The following is a 20,623-nucleotide window of genomic DNA, read 5'->3' as shown; positions in this document are numbered from 1 at the left end:
GGAAGCGCCACGATGAATTGCACCATACTGGCATAGATTGCTGTATACTTAACTGATCGAAAGCAGTCTTGGCGTCGGATAGTTTCGCGGGCTGCTCATCGATGAAGGAAGAACACTTGCGCACTATCAAAAATAGTCCACTCACCCGAAAGCTTTCAAACTTCGTCGCTCTGACTGAGGTTGAACTTGCGGTATTGGCACGCCTGCACAAGCGTCGCAGAACCTTTGAAGCCGGACGTGACCTTGTGCATCAAGGGCAATCAGAGCAGGCGGCCTACATTCTGGCCTCGGGCTGGGTTTGTTCCTACAAAACCCAGACTGACGGGTCGCGTCAGATCGTCGATTTCCAAATACCGGGTGACTTTCTGGGCTTGCGAAGCGTTCTGTTGCACACCTCGGATCACAGCATAGAACCAATCATGGAAATCCAAGCCATTGAAGTAGTAGTGGATGATCTCCTGGAAGCATTTGCGCAGACGCCCCGGCTGGCGACAGCAATTCTTTGGGCGGTATCTCGAGATGAAGCGATGGTGGTTGAGCACCTGGTCAACATAGGACGGCGAGATGCGGGTGAGCGCATGGCGCATTTTCTTTTGGAACTTGGTGTGAGGCTGACTCAGGTCGGGATGGCAAACAAGACGGGATACACTTGCCCCCTGACACAATACCACCTTGCCGATGCGCTGGGACTGAGTGCCGTGCATGTTAATCGTGTCCTACGGCAACTGCGGGAGAAGGGGTTGGTTACTTTTCAATCCGGGCAAGTGGCATTTGATGATTATGACGGACTGGTGACGTTGGCCGGTTTTGACCCCACTTATCTGGATCAGGCCGGGCCACTGTTGAAGCAATAGGTTCACCCCTTCAGCGATGCCGGGATTTTGATGATAGTTGCCTGGTTAGAGACGCCATTCGCTTCGGCAGATTTTGGATTTCACCGAAAAAGAAGCGCAAGATAAATACAGTCCGATTGCGGTACTGGATTTCCTGCGCTTCTCAAATACTCGTTAAGAACACGCCAGCAAATATCCCGCCAACACACATCACGTTGCCGGAATCCAAACATCGTTGCACTGACGCAGGTTAGTCAATTTTTGGCAGTACCGGATTCTCGGGCACCAAATGCATTTGAGATTCCAATAAAATCTCAGGTCATTGGCCGCAGACTAACATCGATCAGCGCGCGTCTGCCATTTGCACATTATTCTAAATCACAACGCCAGTACTACCGCGGCGCTTACGAGCGTGTACCGCGGCAGACTGCGCGGGGAAGATCCAACAAACTATATGGAGGACCAAGGTGAGCACGAGATCGTCCAGTTCTTTGGTGACGTTTTCAAATCCGTTCTCTTTGTCCGGCTACCCGGATGAACTTCCTGCAGGCGAGTATGAAGTAGTTGTTGAAGAAGAACTACTACAGGGCCTGAGTTTCGAAGCATATCGCAGAACCGGAACCTACCTGACAGTTCAGGGCAAAGGCAGCAAGCCAGGTCGCACGGAAATGCGCCCAATTGACCCAGAAGATTTTGAACTGGCGCTCAAGCAAGACCAAACCTTGGCCACATCTAACAATGACAGCGATGCGGCGCTTTCCCCGCAGGAGGAATAGATTATGAACACGCCCGAATGGCTTAAACCCGGAATCTACGGCGCCCTGATCGGAGGAGTTTTCGTAGGCGTAGTTGGATTTTCTTGGGGTGGATGGATGACCGGCAGTAACGCGGACAAGATGGCCAACGCCATGTCCCGCGACAATGTAATCGCTGCGTTGGTTCCGATCTGCGTCGACATGGCGAGAACTGACACCCAACGCGCCGAAAAAATAACAACGATCAAAGAAGCTTCTTCTTTCAAGCGAAAGGATGCCGTTATGGCAGCCGGCTGGGCAACGGTACCGGGATCCCAAACCCCCAACAAAGATCTGGCACAGGCCTGCATTGAGGGGCTGAACCTGGATGGATCGTAACTCAATCACTCAACATTCGGACAACGCCGTTTGCACCAGGACAAATCGAAAAAATCAGCACTGGTTTTACTCTCACTTTATGACGGCGCTGTTTGTCGGCGTTTTCAGCTGCTTGGCGGGCTCCTTTATCTCATCAAATCCCGCATCGGCCGAAACAAATTCGATCCCGGATAATGCGCATCCCAAAAAATATGGCGACGGTTGGGAATGCGATTTGTCCTATCGGTTGGATGGCGAAGAATGCGTTGCCATTGTCGTGCCGGGAAATGCCTACCCCACAAACAGAACCTACGGCTCAGGGTGGGCATGTATGCACGGCTTTGTTGAAGTTGGCGGCACCTCATGCACTGAAGTGATTGTGCCTGAAGGTGGATATCTCGATCCATCAGGTGAGAGGTGGCGGTGCCTGCGTGGATACACAAGAGTAGACGATAGCTGCCAGAAAATCGTGGTGCCGGATAATGCTTACCTGACGAATAGCACTTATGGATCTGCATGGCGTTGCAACCGTGGCTACGAAAAAAACGGAGAAGCATGCGTGGCAGTAGCGGTGCCGGAAAACGCTTTTCTGAACGCATCAACCAGCGGGCGTCCCTGGACGTGCGAGCGTGGGTATTTTGAGCGCGACGGACGATGCGATGCCGTCTTTGTGCCTGAAAATGCTTTCTACGATGACGCGATCCATGGAGTTGGATGGAAATGCGAACGTGGCTACGAGGCGTCCGGTGATCGCTGCAATGCAATCGAGCTACCGGCAAATGCCCATATCGACCGATCCGGCAATGGGTGGCAATGCCACAAAAACTATCATCGATCAGAAGGGCTGTGTGTTCTGAACCAGTGAGAATTCAGACAGAAAGCCCACTTTCCCAAACTTCACAATTTTTGCCCGTCCTTACCAAGGACGCGCGTTTCACAATCTAAAAAGGAACAAATATGAAACCCGTACCCATTGCGTCGGATGCCAAGCAGTTCATTGCCAGCGATGCGCAAAAGCTGCCGCCTGAACAAGCAGTTTTTCCAGAGCTTCACCGCAAGACACTTGTGACAGATACACCGACTGCAATTGTGTATTGCGAAGGAAACTTCGCAAAGATCGATGGCAAGACGGCTAATGGTCTCGTTCGACATTCACAGGCCTATCGCGTTCTTTCGGTGATCGACAGCACGTATGGCGGTTGTGACAGTGGCAAAGTGCTTGACAATGTCGCAAATCAGGTTCCCATCTTCGATGATCTTGATGCCGCCGTCGCTAATGAAGCTACGATCCCGGACACGTTTATTTACGGAATGGCGCCGGCCAGCGGCAGAATGTCCCTTGAGGATCGCGAAGTTGTTGTGGATGCGATAACGCTCGGAATGAACATCGTCAGTGGGCTGCATGAATTTCTTAGCGATGACAAGGAGCTCGCCGGATTTGCCAAAATTCACGATGTCACGATACGCGACATTCGCAAGCCGCGGCCAAATCCCGACCTGCGCCTGTTAGATGGCAGTATTGGAGACGTCCAGGCGATCCGCATCGCGGTGTTCGGCACCGATTGTGCAATTGGAAAGCGTACAACCGCGACAATCCTGACAGGCGCACTTAACGCGCATGGGATCAAAACAGTTTTGGTCGGCACCGGCCAAACTGGTTTGATGCAGGGCGCCAAGTATGGTGTCGCGATGGATTCGGTGCCGCCGCAATTTTGTTGTGGCGAACTTGAGCGCGCTGTCGTTGCGGCATCCGAGGGTGAGCACCCGGATGTAATAGTGATCGAGGGCCAGGGCGCGCTAAGCCATCCGGCTTTTTGCACATCAGCCTTCATTCTGCGAGGCAGTCAGCCACATGCAGTTATTCTTCAACACGCGCCTAAACGAAAACGTCGATGTGATTTCCCCAACATGACTATGCCCGACCCTTGCGATGAGATCACCCTGATCGAGGCTTTTGCGAACACAGAGGTAATTGGCATGACGATCAACCATGAAGGAATGAATGATGTTGAGATTTCAAAGGCCATCACAGACTACAACTGCAAATTGTATCTCCCGGTCACTGACGCATTGAACCGTCCTCCAAAAAACTTGGTGAATATGGTTCTATCTGCCTTTCCGCGCTTGCAACCCGTACGTGCTACGACGATTGAATGAGCAAGCTGCGTATCGACGTTGATCTGGACAAAATTCGGTACAACACACGGTTCCTGGTCGACCACCTTAGACCCCGCGGAATTACGGTGACAGGTGTGACAAAAGCCGTTTGCGGTCATCCTGAGATTGCGAATGCTATGCTTGAAGGTGGCGCGACAGGGCTGGCGGACGCGCGGATCAGCAATATCATGCGTATGCGCGATGCTGGAATCTCGTGCTCCATATCCTTGATCCGAACGCCCATGCTGAGCCAGGTCGCGCAAGTCCTTGATAACTGCGATGTCAGCTTCAACACTGAGATGGACATTATCGCCAGCCTGGCCATCGAGGCGCTGGGGAAGAACATTACTCACAATATTATCCTGATGGTAGAAATGGGGGATATGCGGGAGGGCATCTTGCCTGAACACCTTGAGGGCACTGTTTCTCAAATTCTTAGAATGGAAGGGATTTCTCTGAAGGGGATTGGCGCAAATTTTGCCTGTCTGGGTCATGTGGCACCCTCTGCAGGAGCAATGGAATTGCTTTCGTCGCTCGCCGCCGACACCGAACTTGCAAGTGGACCCGCTCTGGAAACAGTGTCAGGCGGCGGTTCTGCCAGTTTGCCATGGGCGCTTGGCAAGGGGGCGACCGGAAAAATCAACAACCTGCGTCTGGGTGAGGCCATCCTGCTGGGTACCGATCCCGTTTCGGGGTACGCGATCGACGGGCTTTACACAGATGTTTTCACGCTTTGGGCGGAAGTGATCGAAACGAAGATCAAATCAAATCCAAATTCCTTGCAATTGAATTATCCTATACCTTCTATGCAGTGTGTGACTTTAGACAGTCCTTCGAAAACTCGGTCGATCCTTGGCATTGGACTCCAGGACACCGATGCAGCGGGTCTAATATTCCCTGCTGGCGTCACGTTCGTCGGAGCCACCAGTGATCATATCGTTGTTGAAAACACCAATTGTATGCTTCGCCCTGGTGGCGAGGTAAAGCTGAAATTGAACTATAGCGCGCTCTCGCGCGGCATGGCTGCACCTGATGTAGCAAAAGTCTTCCATGGTGATGGCGCATTGGTTGACTGCACCCCAGCGAACACTGATCGCCCATATTCGAAGCGAAAGTAGCGCGCCAGGGTTGCCGCCGCCTCGGTTCTGCTTCAGCCACCCGTCTTATTCTACGGCTTTACGTAGTAAATGAGGCACCCAATCCCTATATTGGATGTAGCCGCATTCACTTTTCACACCCTATCTGGGCTCGTGGGTGTTGCGGACAATCAAAGGATCAAAATGATGTCTTTCAAAGACCTGACGACCAGAGCGGCTGCCGCACTGAAGGAAAACGATGCGGACGCGTCAAAAAAAGAAGTGACGTCGAAAGGGCAGGACGCCGTCCCCGAAAAATCAAAGCCTAAACCTCAAAACTGATAATACCCTGCCGGGAGCGGGTGGCTTGTTCTTGTTTACATCTCCGAGCGAGCGGTATCAGCAAAGGAGAACTACCCAAATGAACCAACTAATCAGCAAGACAATCGCAGTCTTTTCCAGGCCGTTTACTTTCCCTGGCTTTGACGAATTACTCCCGGCGGGCGAATACGACATAGAAACTGAGCTTTCCGCACCACCAGATTATTTGGATCCAGAAGCCTGGAAAGCATCAGTGCTAATCTTTCTGCTTCCACGGAAATCTCACCCCGGTCTGGCGCGAACCTTGACCGTTTCTCTTACTGATTTGGAGAGAGCCCGCGCAAAGGATAAATTGTCTTCAAAGCAGTTGTCGCAGTTCTTGCTCGACCAACTTTTGGCCGATCCCATGGTGCAATTGATTATGGAAGCGGATGGTGTGTCTGAGACTCAACTTCGGCACCTCTACTCGGAGTCGCTCATTTCTGAGGCAGACGACGGATCATCAGATCAACGAGCCATACCACGAGGATGCACAAGCGGTTCTCGGTATGCTTTCGCTGTCCAAGCTGCTGAGAACGAAGGAATGCCAGTTCGTCCTATTAAAACCCCTCGGATTACAGGCCGTCCCATCGGACAGTCTGAACCAGGCAGCTCCTTCAATCTCAAGGCTTAGGGCTCGGAACTTTCTTTTCCAGTCGCTGTATAAACCAAAACAGAAATCGAGGCTAAGAACTGATGGAAGACTTCGACAACGACGCAGATACGATCATGGCTCGCGCCCACAATGACGTGCCGCAAGAACGCCCGTGTCTTCGTTGCAGAACGCCATTCTGGAGCGAAGGGTTCGGAGAGCGGATTTGTCGACGCTGCAAGGGGTTGAGCGCGTGGCGAAATGGCGTATCAGTAAGCCCTGGGTTAGCTCGGCGTCGCTGATAACCTGACGCCGGTCTTACCAGCTTTTCTGATCATATCTCATTTTATCTTATTGGTGCTGACCCGGGCCTTTTAACGTGGAACCCGATCGGTAATCGGTGCTGAAGACGAAGCGTACGCGCGGTTTGGACTCGAACCGTTCTTATGCGTAGTGATATGGGCTCAAGCCGCCTAATGCACACACTTAAACCGTGCCAGTATTCATAATCGGACAGCAGGCATTCACGCCGCTTGTACTATTCGGTGGTCAGCGCGGTGCTGTTGCTTGGGTGCGGAGGGTGGATCGGAGTGCAAAATATGCCAAGAGTCCAACTACCTGCAGTCACCCCAAAACCCAGAGCTTGGAACAAGGGGCGGATCATCGGTCAGAAACGACCGCTACTCCCAAAACAGGTCTGGGCGATCCGTGCCCGGCTCGAACTTTCTGGAAATCTGCGTGATCTCACAATGTTCAACGTCGCGATTGATAGCAAGCTACGCGGCTGCGATCTGGTCAAACTCGCTGTGACCGATCTTGTCAAAGACGATCGCGTCCGTGAGCGTGTTTCGGTGATCCAGAGCAAAACCAAGCGATCTGTTCAATTCGAACTGACGGAAAACACGCGAGAAACTGTATTGGTATGGGTAAAATCACCGGAAATGTTTGCTAGCCGGTTCATGTTTCCAAGCCGATTCCATGATCGACCACACATCTCGGCGCGCCAGTATGGCAGGCTGGTTCGAGACTGGGTGACCGCAATCGGATTGGAACCGAGCGGATATGGCACGCATTCGCTTCGCCGAACCAAAGTAGCTGAGATCTACCGCAAGACAGGAAATCTCCGCGCGGTCCAACTTCTGCTTGGGCACACAAAGGTCGATAGCACCGTGCGATACCTGGGCGTTGAATTGGAAGACGCGCTAAGCATTGCAGAGCGCATAGACATCTGAGACAGTTTGGCGAGCGGCGCTGTCGGTCGCCAATCCATAGTGGTTCTAGTTCTTTTACGCAGGAGTGGGACGTAGCGTGCCCTGAGCGGAAGTGTCAAAATCTTGTTGCGTACGCTCGCAGCACAGTTTTCTCGGCTCAGGCGCAATTTACAGGGTGCGGGACCGAGCGGCCATTTGATCACGCCGCGAGTACTTGTGCAGAAGCGGCGCGAAAATCGCTGCGTTGCAGCCAATGTTATCAGGCCAGTCATTCATAGTCACGGGGAAGCCTTGATCACATACTCCTCTTTCGCCGCACTCAGGCCAGACAATTTCTTTCGGTAGTTCACCAAGGATCTTGGTCACCGGCAGTTTCAAAAACTACCTGCCCTGGCGGTACTTGCATTGCGACAAGGGAAACTTCCTTGACTCTATTCTGGCTAAGGACCACAAAAGTGCATTGGTGAAAGTTACTCGTCGCCGCGATGCTGCCGGCTTCGATGATCCAATGGCCTTCAGAATAACTGTAGCATGTGCCCCAGCATAGGAACGGGTTTCGCTGGGGTCTTCGCTATGAGCTCGTTCCTCGCAAGCATTCGCAACTGTCACCTGACAAGCCCCAGTCATCGCGTGAACCATGAAAGAAGGCGCCGTATGAACTGCACATGGCTTTTAAATTGCGTGTTTGATGCCCGATAGATCAGGTCTCAGGCTCCTTTTCAATCAGTCATTCATCGTGTTTACGCGCTGCATTCTTTGTTTGATCCCGACACTCTTGGTGTTGCTCTCCGGAACGCAGCTTCCCGCCCAGGTCGCGGGCAATGCCGATGGGTCTGTTTGTGACGAAGGTTTCGAAAACAAGAACGGATCCTGCCAAAGAACAGACGTACCAGAAAACGCATATTTGACGGGTAGCTCCTATGGTAGCGGCTGGGAATGCAATCACGGTTTCCAGAATGTCGGAGAACTCTGTGAGGAAATAAGAGTTCCTGAAAATGCCTATCTTGCATCAACCGGAGATCAGTGGGAGTGCAATCGGCTGTTCCAGCGTGTCGGGGAACTCTGTGAAGAAGTGATGGCACCTCAAAATGGGTACGTCGAAACCCGGTTTGGCGTGCAGGAAATACACTGCAACTGGGGATTTCGTAAGGAGGATCAGGATTGTGTTGCGATTAATGTCCCGAGCAACGGCCGCCTGACTAACAAAAACAGCGCGGATGGTTGGGTGTGCCTCAGAGGTTACAGGGCAGCGGAGAGCGGTTGTGAGCCTGTGGCTGTTCCACAGCATGCATATCTTGCACCTGAAACGTATTCCGGATGGAAATGCGAACGTGGTTTTCGCGCAAACCGGGACAGGTGCGTTGCGATCCTTATCCCTTCAAACGCTCACTTGAATCGAAGAGGTGATGGTTGGGAATGTAATCGGCCGTTTACACGACAGAACGATAAGTGCACCGAAAATGTGCCGCGACAATAGGTTGGTGGGAACCAATACCGCCTGACATATCCGGAAGGACGAATCCGTGAACCATAACTCGATTGACGAAAACCTGGGTAAAATACTCAAAGCCGAAAAGGCGCAACGCTGGTCCTACAGCATAAAGATGTTTGTCGCATTGGCGGTGATTGTTGCGGCCATAATTGTGGTGGTGTTTCTCTGATGCGTAAAAGCACCCCTCAGGTTAGCCTCCGACACCCAAAATCGGCAATTCGCGACCTAGAACAAAGAGCATTTCAGGAACGCAGTGTTCGTAAGTCGCGGAACGCTGACGTAGCCGGTGTGATTGAGGAACAGTTTGGCAAGTACTTGATTAAGGCCGGCATTCTGAGCGGTAACAGCGTTGCGCGCGCATTCCCCAAGCCACCAGCTAAAACGCAGGCAATGATTGCCGATGCAGTTGGTGAAACACCAGAGTTGGCCATTGAAGCCTTAAAAGGAATTCTCGAAGAACGAGACAGGAAACGTAGCGGTCAACGACGTTTGGAAGGAAACTCCGGCACGCTCGTTCCCAGTGCAAGAGAATATGCAGAGGCATTGCGCCAGATCAGGCTCACCCCTGCGCAGGTCACAATGCTCAAAGCACTTACTATCGCAGGTAGGGAAGGTCTGACCATTGGTCACTTGTCTCAGGCAGCCGGTTACAAATCACGCGAGGCCTCCATCAAGGTTTTCAAGAAAATCGGACTATTGATCGCAGAATATCTGGAACTGGACCTACCCGAAGCCGGATCGGTACAGAATGATGGCGCCGCTCAGGTCCTGGCATTTTCTCACATCGAAAGTGACGATGAGCCAGCAACTTGGATTATGCATCAGGAACTGCGCGACGCTGTTCGTTCGGTTCTATGACGTACGTTCCAGCCCCCGCTTTTGTAGAGAACTCTGAACCGGTACAAATGCACGAAAGGTTGCACACGTAGCTTATGCTGGAGAAGAAACCATACCCGCTCGACCTGATCTATGTACCTGTGAAGCGTGCAAAAACACTTGATCAGCAAAAAGTCCTGACGCTGGCCGAAGATATTCTGAAGAACGGCCAGAAGACCCCGATCCAGATACGCGCGGACAACAAGAGGTTCGTGCTGATTGAAGGCCTTCACCGACTAGAGGCCATTCGCGCCCTCGGCGGTGATACTGTCGAAGCCTTTTTGGTGCGCGCCAGGCTACACTAGATGCCTATTGGAATTGGCGTTCGACAAAGCCTCGGAAAAAGTCAGCAGACGTTGACTTTTTTCATCCCAAAGATGCAATCGTGCGCAATGAAGGCTCTCATATAGAGTAATACGCTGGCAATTTTCCAACTCGGAATGGTCACGCAATACCTCGTTTAGCCGATAAAACGGTATGCGGCTGGCAAGGTGGTGAACATGGTGCACACCGATATTGGCAGAGAACCACCGCAGGATGCCTGGCAGGGCGTAGTGAGAACTTCCATAGAATGCGGCGTTCTGAAGATTCCACACTTCTTCCCGCTCCCAAGTCGTGTGTTCAAACTGGTGTTGAATATAGAATAGCCAAATACCAATCGATGCGGCGACGATCATGGTTGGAAGGAATACAAAAACCAGTACATCCAGGCCTCCGGTCCAAAAAATCAGAGCCAGGACCACCGCAATCGCGGCGTTTGTTCCCATTGCACTTGCCCAATACAGCCAGCCTGACCGCATGAAACCAAAGGGCAAGCGATTTTGAAAAAAGAACGTGTAGACCGGTACGATACAGAACAGGAAGAAGGGGTTCCGGATTAACCTGTAAGCGGCACGCCCGAACCAATTCCGTTTCAGGTATTCCTCAATGGTCAATGTAGGAATGTCACCCATACCACGCCGATCAAGGTTACCGGTTGAGGCATGGTGAATCGCATGGCTTTGCCGCCAGACGTCATAGGGTGTCAGGGCGAGAACACCCAGAACCCGGCCGGTCCAATTGCAAACGGTGCGGTTTCTAAAGAAGGATCCATGACCACAATCATGCATAATGATAAAGATACGGACCAGAAATGCGGCGTTCAGGATGGCCAATAGAACAGTGACCCAGATACTAAGGGATAGCGCAAACCACGCTGCGCCCCATAGCGCGAAAAAGGGGATGACAGTGATTGTCAGTTCAATAACGCTACGCTTCGTATCGGGCACACGGTATTGCGCGAGCGCCCGGGTCAATTCCTGCTGTTGCAACTGACTTGTTCTCCAAGGGCTTTTAGCAGCCCATTGTGCAAACGGGCACCCCATAAGGGTGCCCGTAAAAGGTCAGGCCAGTGCCAGATTGGCGGCGCTGTCGCGCCCGTCACGGCCAGCTTCGACGTCAAAAGTGACCTTCTGGCCGTCCTTCAATTCGCTGATGCCGGAACGCTCAAGTGCTGAGATATGCACGAACACATCGCGCTTGCCATCTTCAGGTTCGATAAAGCCAAAACCTTTGGTCGAGTTGAACCATTTTACTGTGCCATTTGCCATGGTGGAAGTCTCCTAATACTTGCCGCCCGCATTATTGCGGCGACTCGGCGTGGTCGGTCTGAATCGAAAGACTGAACGCCGAGTTTGGGAGACAGCAGGTCGAAAAAGAAAAACGTAAGCCCTGTGTATATGGACTTCGAGTACACACGATACAAGCCTTGATACAACGGAAAGCAACAGAAGATCTAAGTCTGCCCAGCCCAATTTGGGACAAAGATAAGCAGAACCATTGCTCTGTGGTTCGGAAATCAGAGGTCGGCTTCCGATAAAACCTGCCGAATGCGTATGCAGCAAATTGATTGCTCAGGCACGGCAGGTAGGGCTCACTGTCCGAAATCGCCGCGTGCTTCAAGAACACCGCGGCAAGGCACAAATGTTCATTGAGTGATTGAAACATTGCTAAATCAACGAGTTGACCTCTCTAACGAACGGTAGATTCTGCGCGGCCCGAATCTTGGGTCATGCTGCGTTGGCATAGGGCGACTGCGAGCCTCAAAGTGCCATTAGTAGGTCCGTATCTGCGCAAGCATCGGGCAAGAAACGTTCCCGATGTTACAGTTGGCCGTAAGTTCATTCAGGGCGGCCTCCAATCGCTTAAGTTCGATTATCTTCATACGCACATTGGAGATATGAAGCTCGGCCAGTTCCTTAACGGATTGGCAATCCTCGCTATCACCTTCGGATAGGTTGAGAAGCACCTTTGCATCGGCAAGCGAAAAACCCATGTCTCGGCACTTCCTTAGAAAACGAAGCCGTCCAACATCGTGCGCGGAGTACATGCGTCGATTATTCGATGCCCTTTCTGGTTTCGGCACGGTCCCTTCGCGTTCGTAGTAGCGGATAGTATCAATTCCGACACCGCTTTGCCGGGATGCCTCCCCAATCGCAAACATGTGAGATTTCCTGTCTTGATCCTGTAGTGGCTACAGAAGTTAAACGAGAGGTTGTTGTCTCTACAACTCCGCGCGACGTAGTCCATCAGGGAAACAGAATGCAGAAGTACCTTAGCCTCAGCTATTTGGGATCGCTATCAGCGCTTGGCGTCGCGACTTGCTGCGTTTTGCCCATGACGATGATGTTACTGGGGCTGGGTGGCAGTTGGTTGGCAATCTTTGGGAAGGTTGCCGCAGCGAGTTACTATGTGCTGACGATGTCAACGGCGTTCGTCGTGATATCATGGATGGTATCTTATCGGCGCGGTTCCTTGCCGACGTTGAAATGGTGGCTTGCAGGAACGACTCCAATCACCGGCGTGGGTTGGGTCGTTGTGTTTAACGAGCCATGGATTAACGATTACCTGATCATGCAGATGTGAGACTATGACAAAACAAACTGTAGTCCTAGAAAGCACCCTGATTTGCCCGAAGTGCGGCCACAGTGAAACCGAGCAAATGCCAACGGATGCTTGCCAGTGGTTCTATGAATGCAAGTCGTGCAAAACAGTTTTGAATCCGTTGGAAGGCGACTGTTGTGTTTACTGTTCATATGCCACGGTCCCGTGTCCACCAATTCAGCTAGGCGATAGCTGTTGCGGATGAAGTGAAGGACGGTTTTGTTGAGCGAACTGTGAGCCGCCGCCGCGAGCATCGCTGCTATTTGCATGAATGACAGTTTTTTCCGCTGCTTGGCCGCACAAGGTATTCGGCAGTTGCAGTGTCGTTACTGCTGCAAGCGCATGCAGCAATAAAATCCAGGGTACAGGTTGGGCTCGGAGCGGACATCTCTATCAACTGCGACACAAACTTGACCGCGCCCGCCCGCACCGCTAAGGCCCCTCTCCATGGAAAAGCAGAAAAAACCCTCGCGCCAGCAGGTCTATACCCTTCTGGTCCAGATTGGCCGCAAGGACGGTGACGGCTTGCCCGAAGGGGCGACCGGGGCGGCGTTGATGTGTTTTGCCAGCGGTGTCGATGAGGCCGAAGCGGTGCGCGAAACCGTGGCGATCCTGAAACAGGCCGATACGGCTCCGCTCGATGTGACCGGCTATGGCACATTGGCCGAGCGCGAGGCGCAGGGGCATGACATCGACCCGGACGAACGTGCTCTGATGCAGCGGGCGCTGGACGAAAACGCCGTCATCGTCGCGCAGATGACCCCGTTCTTCGGGGATGAGGATTAATTCTGCATCCCGAACCAGTTTCGGTAAATCTCGTCATAGGTGCCGTCTTCACGCAAGGCGAGCAGCGCCTGATTGACGTCCTCAACCAGGGGTGAACCCGTCGGGAAGGCGATCCCGTAATTCTCGCGCAGGAATACGCCACCCGTCATTGTCGCGATGCGCCGGCCTTCGTGCGAGGCGTAATAGGACAGGATTGGTGCGTCGAACACCACCGCGTTCAACTCTTCTTGTTCGAACGCGGACAGCATTTCCTGCAGGCCGGGATAGCCGGTGAACTCGATCTCGCGCCGGTTCAGGAAACTTGCAGCAGTGGAATCGGATATGGTGCCGACCTCTTTGCCATAAAGGTCGTTGACCGAATTCACGCTGCCGGTGATCGCATCCACCGTCATGACCGAAGTGATCCGGGCGGTAAAGACCGACACGATGAACAGGGATGACACCACCAGCACAACCCCCAGCAACCGGCCAAACGGCGTGCGCGGCATCCGCTCCTCGAACCCGCCATTGACCACCAGGTTGAGCGCCCACCAGAAGGAGGGAAACCAGGCCTCGTTCAGCTTGCGGTCGAAATAGGGCTGCGCGCGGCGTTCAAATCCCCACATCAGCATGCCGCCGCCCAGCAGAATGGCAAAGGCGAGACCTATCGCGATGAACAGCTCGCGCGAAAGCAGCGCCTGCAACAGCGATGGCCTGCGCGCCGCGTCCGAGGGCACCATGATCTGCAAACCAGCCTCAAAGATCGGCTGGCTGAAATCCATCATCGTCTCGCGCGATGCGGTGATCGAAATGTTGGCGATCGCCAGATCTGCATCGCCCTGTTGAACGGCCCCAAGCATTTCGCCAAAACTTGTGACGCGACGCACTTCATAGTCCCAGTTCAGCGACTCGGCCAAGGCGGCCAGCAGATCCATGGAAAACCCGGTTTCGGCGCCGTCCTCGACATAGGAAAACGGAGGACGGGTAACTGTTGTCACCGTCAGCGTCTGTGCCTGACTTTGCTGGGCAAGAACCGAGAAGGTCAGGCAGATCAGGGCGAAGAATACGCGCATCATTGTCAAAAAACCTGTTTCGCGGCGCTGTAACTCAATTGGGTGATGCACGGCAAGGCGGACACTGGGTCAACGGCGTTGATTTTCCTGGTGTGGTAGCGTTGAACTTTAGACAAATCACCAGAAATTTTGCGCTGTCGGGGTTGGCAATCGGGTCAATTCATTGAATCTGTGCGCGAACAACGGTCCTGATCCGAAAACGAGGCGCATTATGACTGACCCTATCCAACTGACGGCCGATCTGATCCGTTGCCCATCGGTCACACCCGAGGAAGGTGGTGCGCTGGTTCTGCTCGAGGAACTTCTGTCCGGTGCAGGGTTCGTTTGCACCCGCGTCGATCGTGGTGGCATCAGCAATCTGTTTGCGCGTTGGGGCGAAAAGGGCCACGCACGCAGCTTTGGCTTCAACGGTCACACCGATGTTGTGCCGGTTGGTGACGAGGCTGCCTGGACCGCGGCGCCCTTCGGGGCCGAACTCCGCGACGGTGTGATGTATGGACGTGGGGCGACGGATATGAAATCCGGTGTCGCGGCCTTTGCGGCGGCGGCAATGGATTTCGTGCGGGATACGCCGCCCGATGGGGCCGTGATCCTGGCAATCACCGGTGATGAAGAGGCGGATGCCGAGCATGGCACCACGGCATTGCTGGACTATATGGCCAGCGCATCCGAGCAGATGTCTGTGTGTCTGGTGGGCGAGCCGACTTGCCCCAACACGATGGGCGAGATGATGAAGATCGGCCGTCGCGGATCGATGACCGCCTGGTTCACCGTAACCGGGGTGCAGGGACATTCGGCCTATCCGCACCGGGCCAAAAACCCGCTGCCTGCCATGGCGCGGCTGATGGATCGTCTGGCCAGTCACGAATTGGATACCGGGACCGACCATTTTGATGCCTCGACGCTGGCGGTTGTGACAATCGACACCGGAAACGCCGCAACCAATGTGATCCCGGCGCAATGCAGCGGGGCGGTGAACATCCGTTTTAACGATCTGCATTCGGGCGGCAGCCTGAGCAATTGGTTGCGCGCCGAGGCCAAGACTGTGGCCAATGCCTACGGCGTAGAGATTGATGTCAGGATCAAGATCTCGGGCGAGAGTTTTTTGACCCCACCCGGGCCCCTGTCCGATCTGGTGGCGCAGGCGGTCGAGGCGGAAACGGGTGTCCGACCCGAGATGTCTACGACCGGTGGCACCTCGGATGCCCGGTTCGTCAAGAACCACTGCCCGGTGGTGGAATTTGGTCTGGTCGGTCGGACCATGCACCAGGTCGATGAATGCGTTCCGGTGGCGCAGATAATGCAGCTCAAGGCGATATATACGCGCATACTGCGAGACTATTTCGCCTGATCCATGCAGCGCACGCTTGTCATCATGGTGAAAGAGCCGCGCCCGGGACGGGTAAAAACCCGGCTGGGTCGCGACATCGGCATGGTAGGGGCGGCGTGGTGGTTTCGCCACCAGACCCGCGCCCTGATCCGGCGTCTGCGGGACCCGCGCTGGCAAATCGTGCTGGCGGTTTCACCGGATCGGGAAGGTCTGACCAGCCGCATCTGGCCAGCCGACCTGCCGCGCGCCGCGCAGGGTCGGGGCGATCTGGGCGATCGCATGGGCCGCATGCTTCGCGGCATGCCCAAAGGCCAGGTCTGCCTGATTGGGGCCGATATTCCCGGCATATCACGCCCTCACATCGCGCGCGCCTTTGCTGCGCTCGGGCGGGCACAGATGGTGTTCGGTCCTGCGCCGGATGGGGGCTATTGGCTGGTAGGTGCACAGCGTATAGACGCGCTGCCGCGCGGGTTGTTTCGCGATGTCCGCTGGTCCACCGAACACGCGCTGGGGGACACGCTGGCCTCGATCCCGGGCGTCCGGGTGACGCTGCTGGATCACCTGCGCGACGTGGACACGGCGGCCGATCTGAATCCCTGAGGCATTTTGGTCATGACGCGGTCGTAGACCCGTGATACGCCGAAGATATGACTCGCATCCCCACCAAGCAGGAGGTCCTGGACTGGATCTCGGCGAACCCCACCCTGACTTCGAAACGCGATATCGCCAAGGCCTTTGGCATCAAGGGCGCAGATCGCATCGACCTGAAGCGCATCCTCAAAGAGCTTGAGGCAGAAGGGCATCTGGAAAAGCGCAAGCGCAGCTATCGTGATCCGGACCGCCTGCCGCCGGTCAGCGTGTTGCAGGTTAAGGCCCCGAATGCCGATGGCGATCTGTTTGCCCGCCCGCTGGAGTGGCATGGCGAGGGGGTCGAGCCCATTGTGCTGCTCATCACCCGTGCCAGCGATCCGGCGCTGGGCGAGGGTGACCGCATTCTGGCCCGCCTGACCGTGGTGCAGGAAGAAGACCACAATTATGAGGCGCGTCTGATCCGTCGGATCGGAACCAATCCGCGCAAGCTTGTGGGTATTTTCCGCAAAGGGGCCGAGGGTGGGCGGATCGTGCCGATCGACAAGGCCAGTTCAACCGAGTGGCTGGTGCCCGAGGGCGCTGTGCACGGCGCCAGGGACGGAGAACTTGTCGAAGCCGAACAGGCCGGGCCGAAGAACCGCATGGGCCTGCCGCGTGCGCGGATTGTCGAACGGCTGGGCGACCCAACCGCGCCCAAGGCGGTCTCGCTGATTGCGATCCATCAGCACGGCATTCCCGACGACTTTCCCGACAAAGTGATTGATGAGGCCGACAAGGCCAAACCCGTTGGCCTGAAAGGGCGCGAGGATCTGCGCGACATGCCGCTGCTGACCATCGACCCTGCTGATGCGCGCGATCATGATGATGCCTGTTACGCCCATGCCGATGACGATCCGAAAAACCCCGGCGGGCATGTCATTTGGGTCGCAATCGCCGACGTCGCCGCCTATGTGCAACCGGGCTCTGCCCTGGATCGTGAGGCGCGCAAGCGGGGCAACTCCAGCTATTTCCCGGACCGGGTTGTGCCGATGCTGCCGGATCGCCTGTCGGGCGATTTGTGCTCGCTGCATGAAGGCGTGCCGCGCGCCTGTATCGCTGTGCGGATGCAGATCGACGCCGATGGCAACAAGATCGGTCACCGGTTTGTACGCGGCTTGATGCGCTCTGCTGCCTCGCTCCATTATACCGAGGTGCAGGAGGCCATCGACGGCACCCAAAACGACCGCACCGGGCCGTTGTTAGAGACGGTGCTGAAACCGCTCTACGCGGCTTATGCAGCGTTGAAAAAGGCCCGCGCCGCGCGGCAGCCACTGGAACTGGACCTGCCGGAACGCAAAATCGTTCTTAGCGATGCGGGCGAGGTCACCAGCGTGGCGTTCCGCGATCGGTTGGACGCGCACAAGCTGATCGAAGAATTCATGATCCTTGCCAATGTCGCCGCCGCCGAAACCCTGATTGCCAAGCGACGGCCACTGCTGTTCCGCGTTCACGAAGAGCCCGCGCCCGAGAAACTGGAAAGTCTGCGGGAAACGGCGCAGGCAGCCGGCCTAAATCTTGCCAAGGGGCAAGTGCTGCAAACCCGGCATTTGAATGCGTTGCTGAATGCCGCCGCCGGGACCGAAGATGCGGAACTGATCAACCTGACGACCCTGCGATCGATGGCGCAGGCCTATTACAATCCCGAAAATTTCGGCCATTTCGGGCTGGCATTGCGCAACTATGCACATTTCACCTCACCCATTCGGCGCTATGCGGATCTGATCGTGCACCGCGCGTTGATCAGCGCCCATGGCTGGGGCAAGGACGGGCTGACCGAGGATGAGATTGCGCGCCTGGAAGAGACCGCGACCCATATCTCAGATACCGAGCGACGGTCCATGATGGCTGAGCGCGATACCACTGACCGCTACCTGGCAGCATACCTCAGCGAGCGGGTGGGCAACGAATTCACGGGCCGCGTCAGCGGTATCGCGCGGTTCGGCGCTTTCGTGAAGATGGACGAAACCGGTGCGGACGGGCTGGTGCCCGTGCGATCCCTGGGACGGGAGTTCTTTCACTTTGACCGCGAAGCGGGAACCTTGATGGGATCAGATACCGGCCTGATCATCGCTATCGGCCAACGCGTCACCGTACGACTGACCGAAGCAACACCGGTCACCGGCGGATTGGAGCTGGAGCTGCTATCCATCGACGATCAGGCCCTGCCGCGCGGGCGCGGCCCCGCCAAACGCGGTGCACGGCGCAAGGCGGTCAGCACCAAGCGCAAGAAGGACAAGATCAAGCGCAAGGTCGAACGCAAGCGCCGTCAGAGGTGATAGGTTAACGCCCGGGCAACCAGCCATCCGTGACGGGTTGCATCGATCTGGTCCGGGTCGTCGAACAGAACGGCCCGGTTGCCATCAATCCGGTCCTCGCCCGGAAAAGCGGTGGTGAAATCACCCATCAAGCGGCTTTGGCAATGCACGAACAGGGCAAACGCCGCAGATTTGTGCCCGCCCAGCCGGATCGTCGACCCTTTGGGGGCCAGATAGGCTGGCTGACCCCATCGTAGCTCTTCCCTGAGGGGCTGCGCCTTTGGCAATGATCCCGCAGTGTCGAGTATCAGCGCGCGCAGGCGCAACGCACCGGGGCGGGCCATGTCTGGCAACGCGTCAAAGGCCGCGGCAACTTTGGGGTCATCAAACGGGGTCATGACAGCGGGATCGCCTTTTCCATCCGGTCCACATAGCTGTTCAACAAGGTATCCTGTTTGATCCTTCGGGTCAGGGGGGTATCTGCTGGCGTGGCACGCATCGCGGCCAGCATCGGAGCAACGCTCATATCGGCCGAGGTCGGCTGTTCACCCATCAGAAATGACGATTGCCAGAGATAGGCCGAAATCGCCTCCAGATCACGTTCCAACCGATCCGCGCGTTCTGCCGGGGAAAACCGCGCGACGCCCTGAAACGATAGCCCTTTGACAACCGCCTTGCGGATCGAATTGGAAACGGGCTTGCGGATCAGCGTCGGGATCGACGTAAAGAACGTATCGCGCAAAACAGGCCAAACCTCATCATTCGCCCAGCGGTCCTGAACGATGTGGAAGTACAAATGTTCCTCGGCCATTCGTATTAGTGCGCGTGCGTGGGCCTTTTGAATGTCGGTCAGGCCCGCGTCAAAACTCACACCTTGGGCTTCAAGCCAATCGCGGATCAGATCGCTATCGGGCAAGAGGCGTTCAGGGGTACGCAGCACCGGCAGCTTTTGGTGCGGCATCTTGCGCGGATCCAGCATGTCGGATCTCTGCCAACGTTGCCCGGATTTCTGCAACATGAGGGCGGTCTTCACGCAAAACGGGCTAGCGCTGAACAGGCCAAAGGCGGCGGGGAAGGTCAATAAGGTCAGCATTGGAAACTCCATGAACGGGATGCGCTCTGAGTATCTCGGCCTGATGACAGAAATTGTCATTAGGGTTAGTCTAGTCTGCGTTATGTCCCGAACCGCCCGATTGTTCCAACTCATGCAAGCCCTGCGTTCCGGCCCTTCGCCGAAAACGTCCGCGCAGCTGGCGCAGGATCTGGGCGTATCCGCCCGGACGGTACATCGCGATATCGACACATTGCGCGGGCTTGGTGCGGTCATCGATGGTGAGGCCGGGTTCGGGTTCACGCTGATCGAAGACTCGACTCTGCCGCCTCTCGGGTTCACGGATGACGAGTTGGAGGCCCTGGTTTTGGGCCTGCGCGAGGCGCAACTGATCGGTGATCCGGCCCTGTCCGAGGCCGCCGGTACCGCTTTGCGCAAATTGCAGGGACGCCTGCCGCAGCGCCAATCCCACCGGTTGAGCCATGCGGTCCTGACCGCCACTCGGTTCGACCGGCCCGCGCTGCCGGGGATCGAGGTTGCCGATCTGCGTCAGGCCACATGGGACGAGCGTGCGGTCGAGTTTGCCTATACCGACGCCAAGGGGGATGACACGCAACGCCGGGTGAACCCGTTGAGTATCGTCTACATGGACCGGGCCAGCGTGTTGCTCAGCTGGTGTCATTTGCGTCAGGACTTTCGCGTGTTTCGTCTGGACCGAATGCGCGACATGTCCGTCACGGATGAAAGCTTCAGACCAAATCGTGTTTCATTGCTGCGCGCGGCGCTGGAACGCATTCGCGCGGACCGCGAAGCAAGAGAGCAGGAAAACCCGGCCTGAGTGTTTTGAGAAAACACGGTTTTGCGCTATCCTGAGGTTGAGCAGTACTC

25 protein-coding genes are annotated in these 20,623 nt (G+C 55.5%); 19 read left to right on the top strand and 6 right to left on the bottom strand.

What is annotated here, in order from left to right; translation table 11 throughout:
• Positions 1-101: 101 nt before the first annotated feature.
• From ACR0LX_RS17725 to ACR0LX_RS17670, 12 genes are all read left to right on the top strand, one after another.
• Positions 102-854, top strand: a complete 753-nt coding sequence (locus tag ACR0LX_RS17725) for a Crp/Fnr family transcriptional regulator (RefSeq protein WP_170499212.1) — start codon at positions 102-104, stop codon at positions 852-854.
• A gap of 446 nt (positions 855-1,300) precedes the next feature.
• Positions 1,301-1,609 (top strand): hypothetical protein, encoded by a 309-nt coding sequence (locus tag ACR0LX_RS17720; protein WP_170452327.1) that lies wholly within the window; start codon positions 1,301-1,303, stop codon positions 1,607-1,609.
• Positions 1,610-1,612: 3 nt separating this feature from the next.
• The gene (locus ACR0LX_RS17715) at positions 1,613-1,966 is read left to right on the top strand and encodes a hypothetical protein (RefSeq protein ID WP_170452329.1); all 354 of its coding nucleotides are present in this window, start codon (positions 1,613-1,615) and stop codon (positions 1,964-1,966) included.
• Positions 1,956-2,810, top strand: coding sequence for a hypothetical protein (locus ACR0LX_RS17710; protein WP_170452331.1), 855 nt, complete (start codon positions 1,956-1,958; stop codon positions 2,808-2,810). Before ACR0LX_RS17715 ends, ACR0LX_RS17710 begins: the two co-directional genes overlap by 11 nt.
• Before the next feature lie 92 nt (positions 2,811-2,902).
• Entirely contained in the window at positions 2,903-4,102 is a 1,200-nt protein-coding gene (locus ACR0LX_RS17705; RefSeq protein WP_170576373.1) for an N-acetyltransferase DgcN family protein, read from the top strand.
• Complete coding sequence (locus tag ACR0LX_RS17700) at positions 4,099-5,220, top strand: alanine/ornithine racemase family PLP-dependent enzyme (protein ID WP_480784853.1); 1,122 nt, start codon at positions 4,099-4,101, stop codon at positions 5,218-5,220. Before ACR0LX_RS17705 ends, ACR0LX_RS17700 begins: the two co-directional genes overlap by 4 nt.
• Positions 5,221-5,385: 165 nt before the next feature.
• Entirely contained in the window at positions 5,386-5,520 is a 135-nt protein-coding gene (locus tag ACR0LX_RS17695) for a hypothetical protein (protein ID WP_269149748.1), read from the top strand.
• Positions 5,521-5,599: 79 nt separating this feature from the next.
• The gene (locus tag ACR0LX_RS17690) at positions 5,600-6,172 is read left to right on the top strand and encodes a hypothetical protein (protein ID WP_480784852.1); all 573 of its coding nucleotides are present in this window, start codon (positions 5,600-5,602) and stop codon (positions 6,170-6,172) included.
• A gap of 557 nt (positions 6,173-6,729) precedes the next feature.
• The gene (locus tag ACR0LX_RS17685) at positions 6,730-7,362 is read left to right on the top strand and encodes a tyrosine-type recombinase/integrase (RefSeq protein WP_170743320.1); all 633 of its coding nucleotides are present in this window, start codon (positions 6,730-6,732) and stop codon (positions 7,360-7,362) included.
• A gap of 1,502 nt (positions 7,363-8,864) precedes the next feature.
• Positions 8,865-9,002 (top strand): hypothetical protein, encoded by a 138-nt coding sequence (locus ACR0LX_RS17680; protein ID WP_170743319.1) that lies wholly within the window; start codon positions 8,865-8,867, stop codon positions 9,000-9,002.
• Positions 9,002-9,691 carry a hypothetical protein gene (locus ACR0LX_RS17675; RefSeq protein ID WP_170743318.1) on the top strand — a complete coding sequence of 230 codons (690 nt, stop codon included), beginning with the start codon at positions 9,002-9,004 and terminating at the stop codon, positions 9,689-9,691. The genes ACR0LX_RS17680 and ACR0LX_RS17675 overlap by 1 nt, the downstream gene beginning before the upstream one ends.
• Before the next feature lie 74 nt (positions 9,692-9,765).
• Positions 9,766-10,014, top strand: a complete 249-nt coding sequence (locus ACR0LX_RS17670) for a ParB N-terminal domain-containing protein (protein WP_170452343.1) — start codon at positions 9,766-9,768, stop codon at positions 10,012-10,014.
• Here ACR0LX_RS17670 and ACR0LX_RS17665 read toward each other — a convergent pair.
• From ACR0LX_RS17665 to ACR0LX_RS17655, 3 genes are all read right to left on the bottom strand, one after another.
• Positions 10,006-11,019 (bottom strand): fatty acid desaturase, encoded by a 1,014-nt coding sequence (locus tag ACR0LX_RS17665; RefSeq protein WP_480669782.1) that lies wholly within the window; start codon positions 11,017-11,019, stop codon positions 10,006-10,008. The two genes, ACR0LX_RS17670 and ACR0LX_RS17665, sit on opposite strands and share 9 nt — an antisense overlap.
• A gap of 72 nt (positions 11,020-11,091) precedes the next feature.
• Positions 11,092-11,298, bottom strand: a complete 207-nt coding sequence (locus ACR0LX_RS17660; RefSeq protein ID WP_170430361.1) for a cold-shock protein — start codon at positions 11,296-11,298, stop codon at positions 11,092-11,094.
• Positions 11,299-11,801: 503 nt separating this feature from the next.
• Entirely contained in the window at positions 11,802-12,191 is a 390-nt protein-coding gene (locus ACR0LX_RS17655) for a MerR family transcriptional regulator (RefSeq protein ID WP_480784851.1), read from the bottom strand.
• 98 nt (positions 12,192-12,289) lie between these two features.
• Between ACR0LX_RS17655 and ACR0LX_RS17650 the strand changes: the two genes are divergently transcribed.
• The 3 genes from ACR0LX_RS17650 to ACR0LX_RS17640 all read left to right on the top strand — a co-directional run bounded on the left by ACR0LX_RS17650 (position 12,290) and on the right by ACR0LX_RS17640 (position 13,417).
• Entirely contained in the window at positions 12,290-12,613 is a 324-nt protein-coding gene (locus tag ACR0LX_RS17650) for a hypothetical protein (protein ID WP_480784850.1), read from the top strand.
• Positions 12,614-12,617: 4 nt separating this feature from the next.
• Positions 12,618-12,836, top strand: coding sequence for a GDCCVxC domain-containing (seleno)protein (locus ACR0LX_RS17645; protein ID WP_254446079.1), 219 nt, complete (start codon positions 12,618-12,620; stop codon positions 12,834-12,836).
• Between the two features lie 242 nt (positions 12,837-13,078).
• Positions 13,079-13,417, top strand: coding sequence for a hypothetical protein (locus ACR0LX_RS17640; RefSeq protein ID WP_480784849.1), 339 nt, complete (start codon positions 13,079-13,081; stop codon positions 13,415-13,417).
• On the opposite strand, the gene ACR0LX_RS17635 is transcribed toward ACR0LX_RS17640, so the two are convergent.
• Positions 13,414-14,472, bottom strand: coding sequence for a transporter substrate-binding domain-containing protein (locus ACR0LX_RS17635; protein WP_480784848.1), 1,059 nt, complete (start codon positions 14,470-14,472; stop codon positions 13,414-13,416). The genes ACR0LX_RS17640 and ACR0LX_RS17635 overlap by 4 nt on opposite strands.
• Positions 14,473-14,680: 208 nt before the next feature.
• Between ACR0LX_RS17635 and dapE the strand changes: the two genes are divergently transcribed.
• From dapE to rnr, 3 genes are read left to right on the top strand one after another with little or no spacing between them, the layout of a single operon-like run.
• Positions 14,681-15,820 (top strand): succinyl-diaminopimelate desuccinylase, encoded by a 1,140-nt coding sequence (gene dapE, locus ACR0LX_RS17630; RefSeq protein ID WP_480784847.1) that lies wholly within the window; start codon positions 14,681-14,683, stop codon positions 15,818-15,820.
• Positions 15,821-15,823: 3 nt separating this feature from the next.
• Positions 15,824-16,399, top strand: coding sequence for a TIGR04282 family arsenosugar biosynthesis glycosyltransferase (locus tag ACR0LX_RS17625; protein WP_480784846.1), 576 nt, complete (start codon positions 15,824-15,826; stop codon positions 16,397-16,399).
• Positions 16,400-16,446: 47 nt separating this feature from the next.
• The gene (rnr, locus tag ACR0LX_RS17620; protein WP_480784845.1) at positions 16,447-18,705 is read left to right on the top strand and encodes a ribonuclease R; all 2,259 of its coding nucleotides are present in this window, start codon (positions 16,447-16,449) and stop codon (positions 18,703-18,705) included.
• On the opposite strand, the gene ACR0LX_RS17615 is transcribed toward rnr, so the two are convergent.
• The gene (locus ACR0LX_RS17615) at positions 18,696-19,082 is read right to left on the bottom strand and encodes a DUF1801 domain-containing protein (protein WP_480784844.1); all 387 of its coding nucleotides are present in this window, start codon (positions 19,080-19,082) and stop codon (positions 18,696-18,698) included. The genes rnr and ACR0LX_RS17615 overlap by 10 nt on opposite strands.
• Positions 19,079-19,777 carry a glutathione S-transferase family protein gene (locus tag ACR0LX_RS17610; protein WP_480784843.1) on the bottom strand — a complete coding sequence of 233 codons (699 nt, stop codon included), beginning with the start codon at positions 19,775-19,777 and terminating at the stop codon, positions 19,079-19,081. Before ACR0LX_RS17610 ends, ACR0LX_RS17615 begins: the two co-directional genes overlap by 4 nt.
• Before the next feature lie 82 nt (positions 19,778-19,859).
• Here ACR0LX_RS17610 and ACR0LX_RS17605 point away from each other — a divergent pair, with 82 nt between their 5' ends.
• Positions 19,860-20,573, top strand: a complete 714-nt coding sequence (locus ACR0LX_RS17605) for a helix-turn-helix transcriptional regulator (protein ID WP_480784877.1) — start codon at positions 19,860-19,862, stop codon at positions 20,571-20,573.
• Positions 20,574-20,623: the final 50 nt, after the last annotated feature.

The organism is Ruegeria sp. CH11 (assembly GCF_056537105.1).
Note: the sequence above shows the minus strand (reverse complement) of the source record. Positions and strands in the feature narration are given on the sequence as shown.

Bases quoted from the DNA above. Each gene is read 5' to 3' on its own strand.
- ACR0LX_RS17725 (WP_170499212.1), top strand. From the start codon at position 102: ATGAAGGAAGAACACTTGCGCACTATCAAAAATAGTCCACTCACCCGA.
- ACR0LX_RS17715 (WP_170452329.1), top strand. From the start codon at position 1,613: ATGAACACGCCCGAATGGCTTAAACCCGGAATCTACGGCGCCCTGATC.
- ACR0LX_RS17710 (WP_170452331.1), top strand. From the start codon at position 1,956: ATGGATCGTAACTCAATCACTCAACATTCGGACAACGCCGTTTGCACC.
- ACR0LX_RS17705 (WP_170576373.1), top strand. From the start codon at position 2,903: ATGAAACCCGTACCCATTGCGTCGGATGCCAAGCAGTTCATTGCCAGC.
- ACR0LX_RS17700 (WP_480784853.1), top strand. From the start codon at position 4,099: ATGAGCAAGCTGCGTATCGACGTTGATCTGGACAAAATTCGGTACAAC.
- ACR0LX_RS17695 (WP_269149748.1), top strand. From the start codon at position 5,386: ATGTCTTTCAAAGACCTGACGACCAGAGCGGCTGCCGCACTGAAGGAA.
- ACR0LX_RS17690 (WP_480784852.1), top strand. From the start codon at position 5,600: ATGAACCAACTAATCAGCAAGACAATCGCAGTCTTTTCCAGGCCGTTT.
- ACR0LX_RS17685 (WP_170743320.1), top strand. From the start codon at position 6,730: ATGCCAAGAGTCCAACTACCTGCAGTCACCCCAAAACCCAGAGCTTGG.
- ACR0LX_RS17675 (WP_170743318.1), top strand. From the start codon at position 9,002: ATGCGTAAAAGCACCCCTCAGGTTAGCCTCCGACACCCAAAATCGGCA.
- ACR0LX_RS17670 (WP_170452343.1), top strand. From the start codon at position 9,766: ATGCTGGAGAAGAAACCATACCCGCTCGACCTGATCTATGTACCTGTG.
- ACR0LX_RS17660 (WP_170430361.1), bottom strand. From the start codon at position 11,298: ATGGCAAATGGCACAGTAAAATGGTTCAACTCGACCAAAGGTTTTGGC.
- ACR0LX_RS17655 (WP_480784851.1), bottom strand. From the start codon at position 12,191: ATGTTTGCGATTGGGGAGGCATCCCGGCAAAGCGGTGTCGGAATTGAT.
- ACR0LX_RS17650 (WP_480784850.1), top strand. From the start codon at position 12,290: ATGCAGAAGTACCTTAGCCTCAGCTATTTGGGATCGCTATCAGCGCTT.
- ACR0LX_RS17645 (WP_254446079.1), top strand. From the start codon at position 12,618: ATGACAAAACAAACTGTAGTCCTAGAAAGCACCCTGATTTGCCCGAAG.
- ACR0LX_RS17640 (WP_480784849.1), top strand. From the start codon at position 13,079: ATGGAAAAGCAGAAAAAACCCTCGCGCCAGCAGGTCTATACCCTTCTG.
- ACR0LX_RS17635 (WP_480784848.1), bottom strand. From the start codon at position 14,472: ATGATGCGCGTATTCTTCGCCCTGATCTGCCTGACCTTCTCGGTTCTT.
- dapE (WP_480784847.1), top strand. From the start codon at position 14,681: ATGACTGACCCTATCCAACTGACGGCCGATCTGATCCGTTGCCCATCG.
- ACR0LX_RS17625 (WP_480784846.1), top strand. From the start codon at position 15,824: ATGCAGCGCACGCTTGTCATCATGGTGAAAGAGCCGCGCCCGGGACGG.
- rnr (WP_480784845.1), top strand. From the start codon at position 16,447: ATGACTCGCATCCCCACCAAGCAGGAGGTCCTGGACTGGATCTCGGCG.
- ACR0LX_RS17615 (WP_480784844.1), bottom strand. From the start codon at position 19,082: ATGACCCCGTTTGATGACCCCAAAGTTGCCGCGGCCTTTGACGCGTTG.
- ACR0LX_RS17610 (WP_480784843.1), bottom strand. From the start codon at position 19,777: ATGCTGACCTTATTGACCTTCCCCGCCGCCTTTGGCCTGTTCAGCGCT.
- ACR0LX_RS17605 (WP_480784877.1), top strand. From the start codon at position 19,860: ATGTCCCGAACCGCCCGATTGTTCCAACTCATGCAAGCCCTGCGTTCC.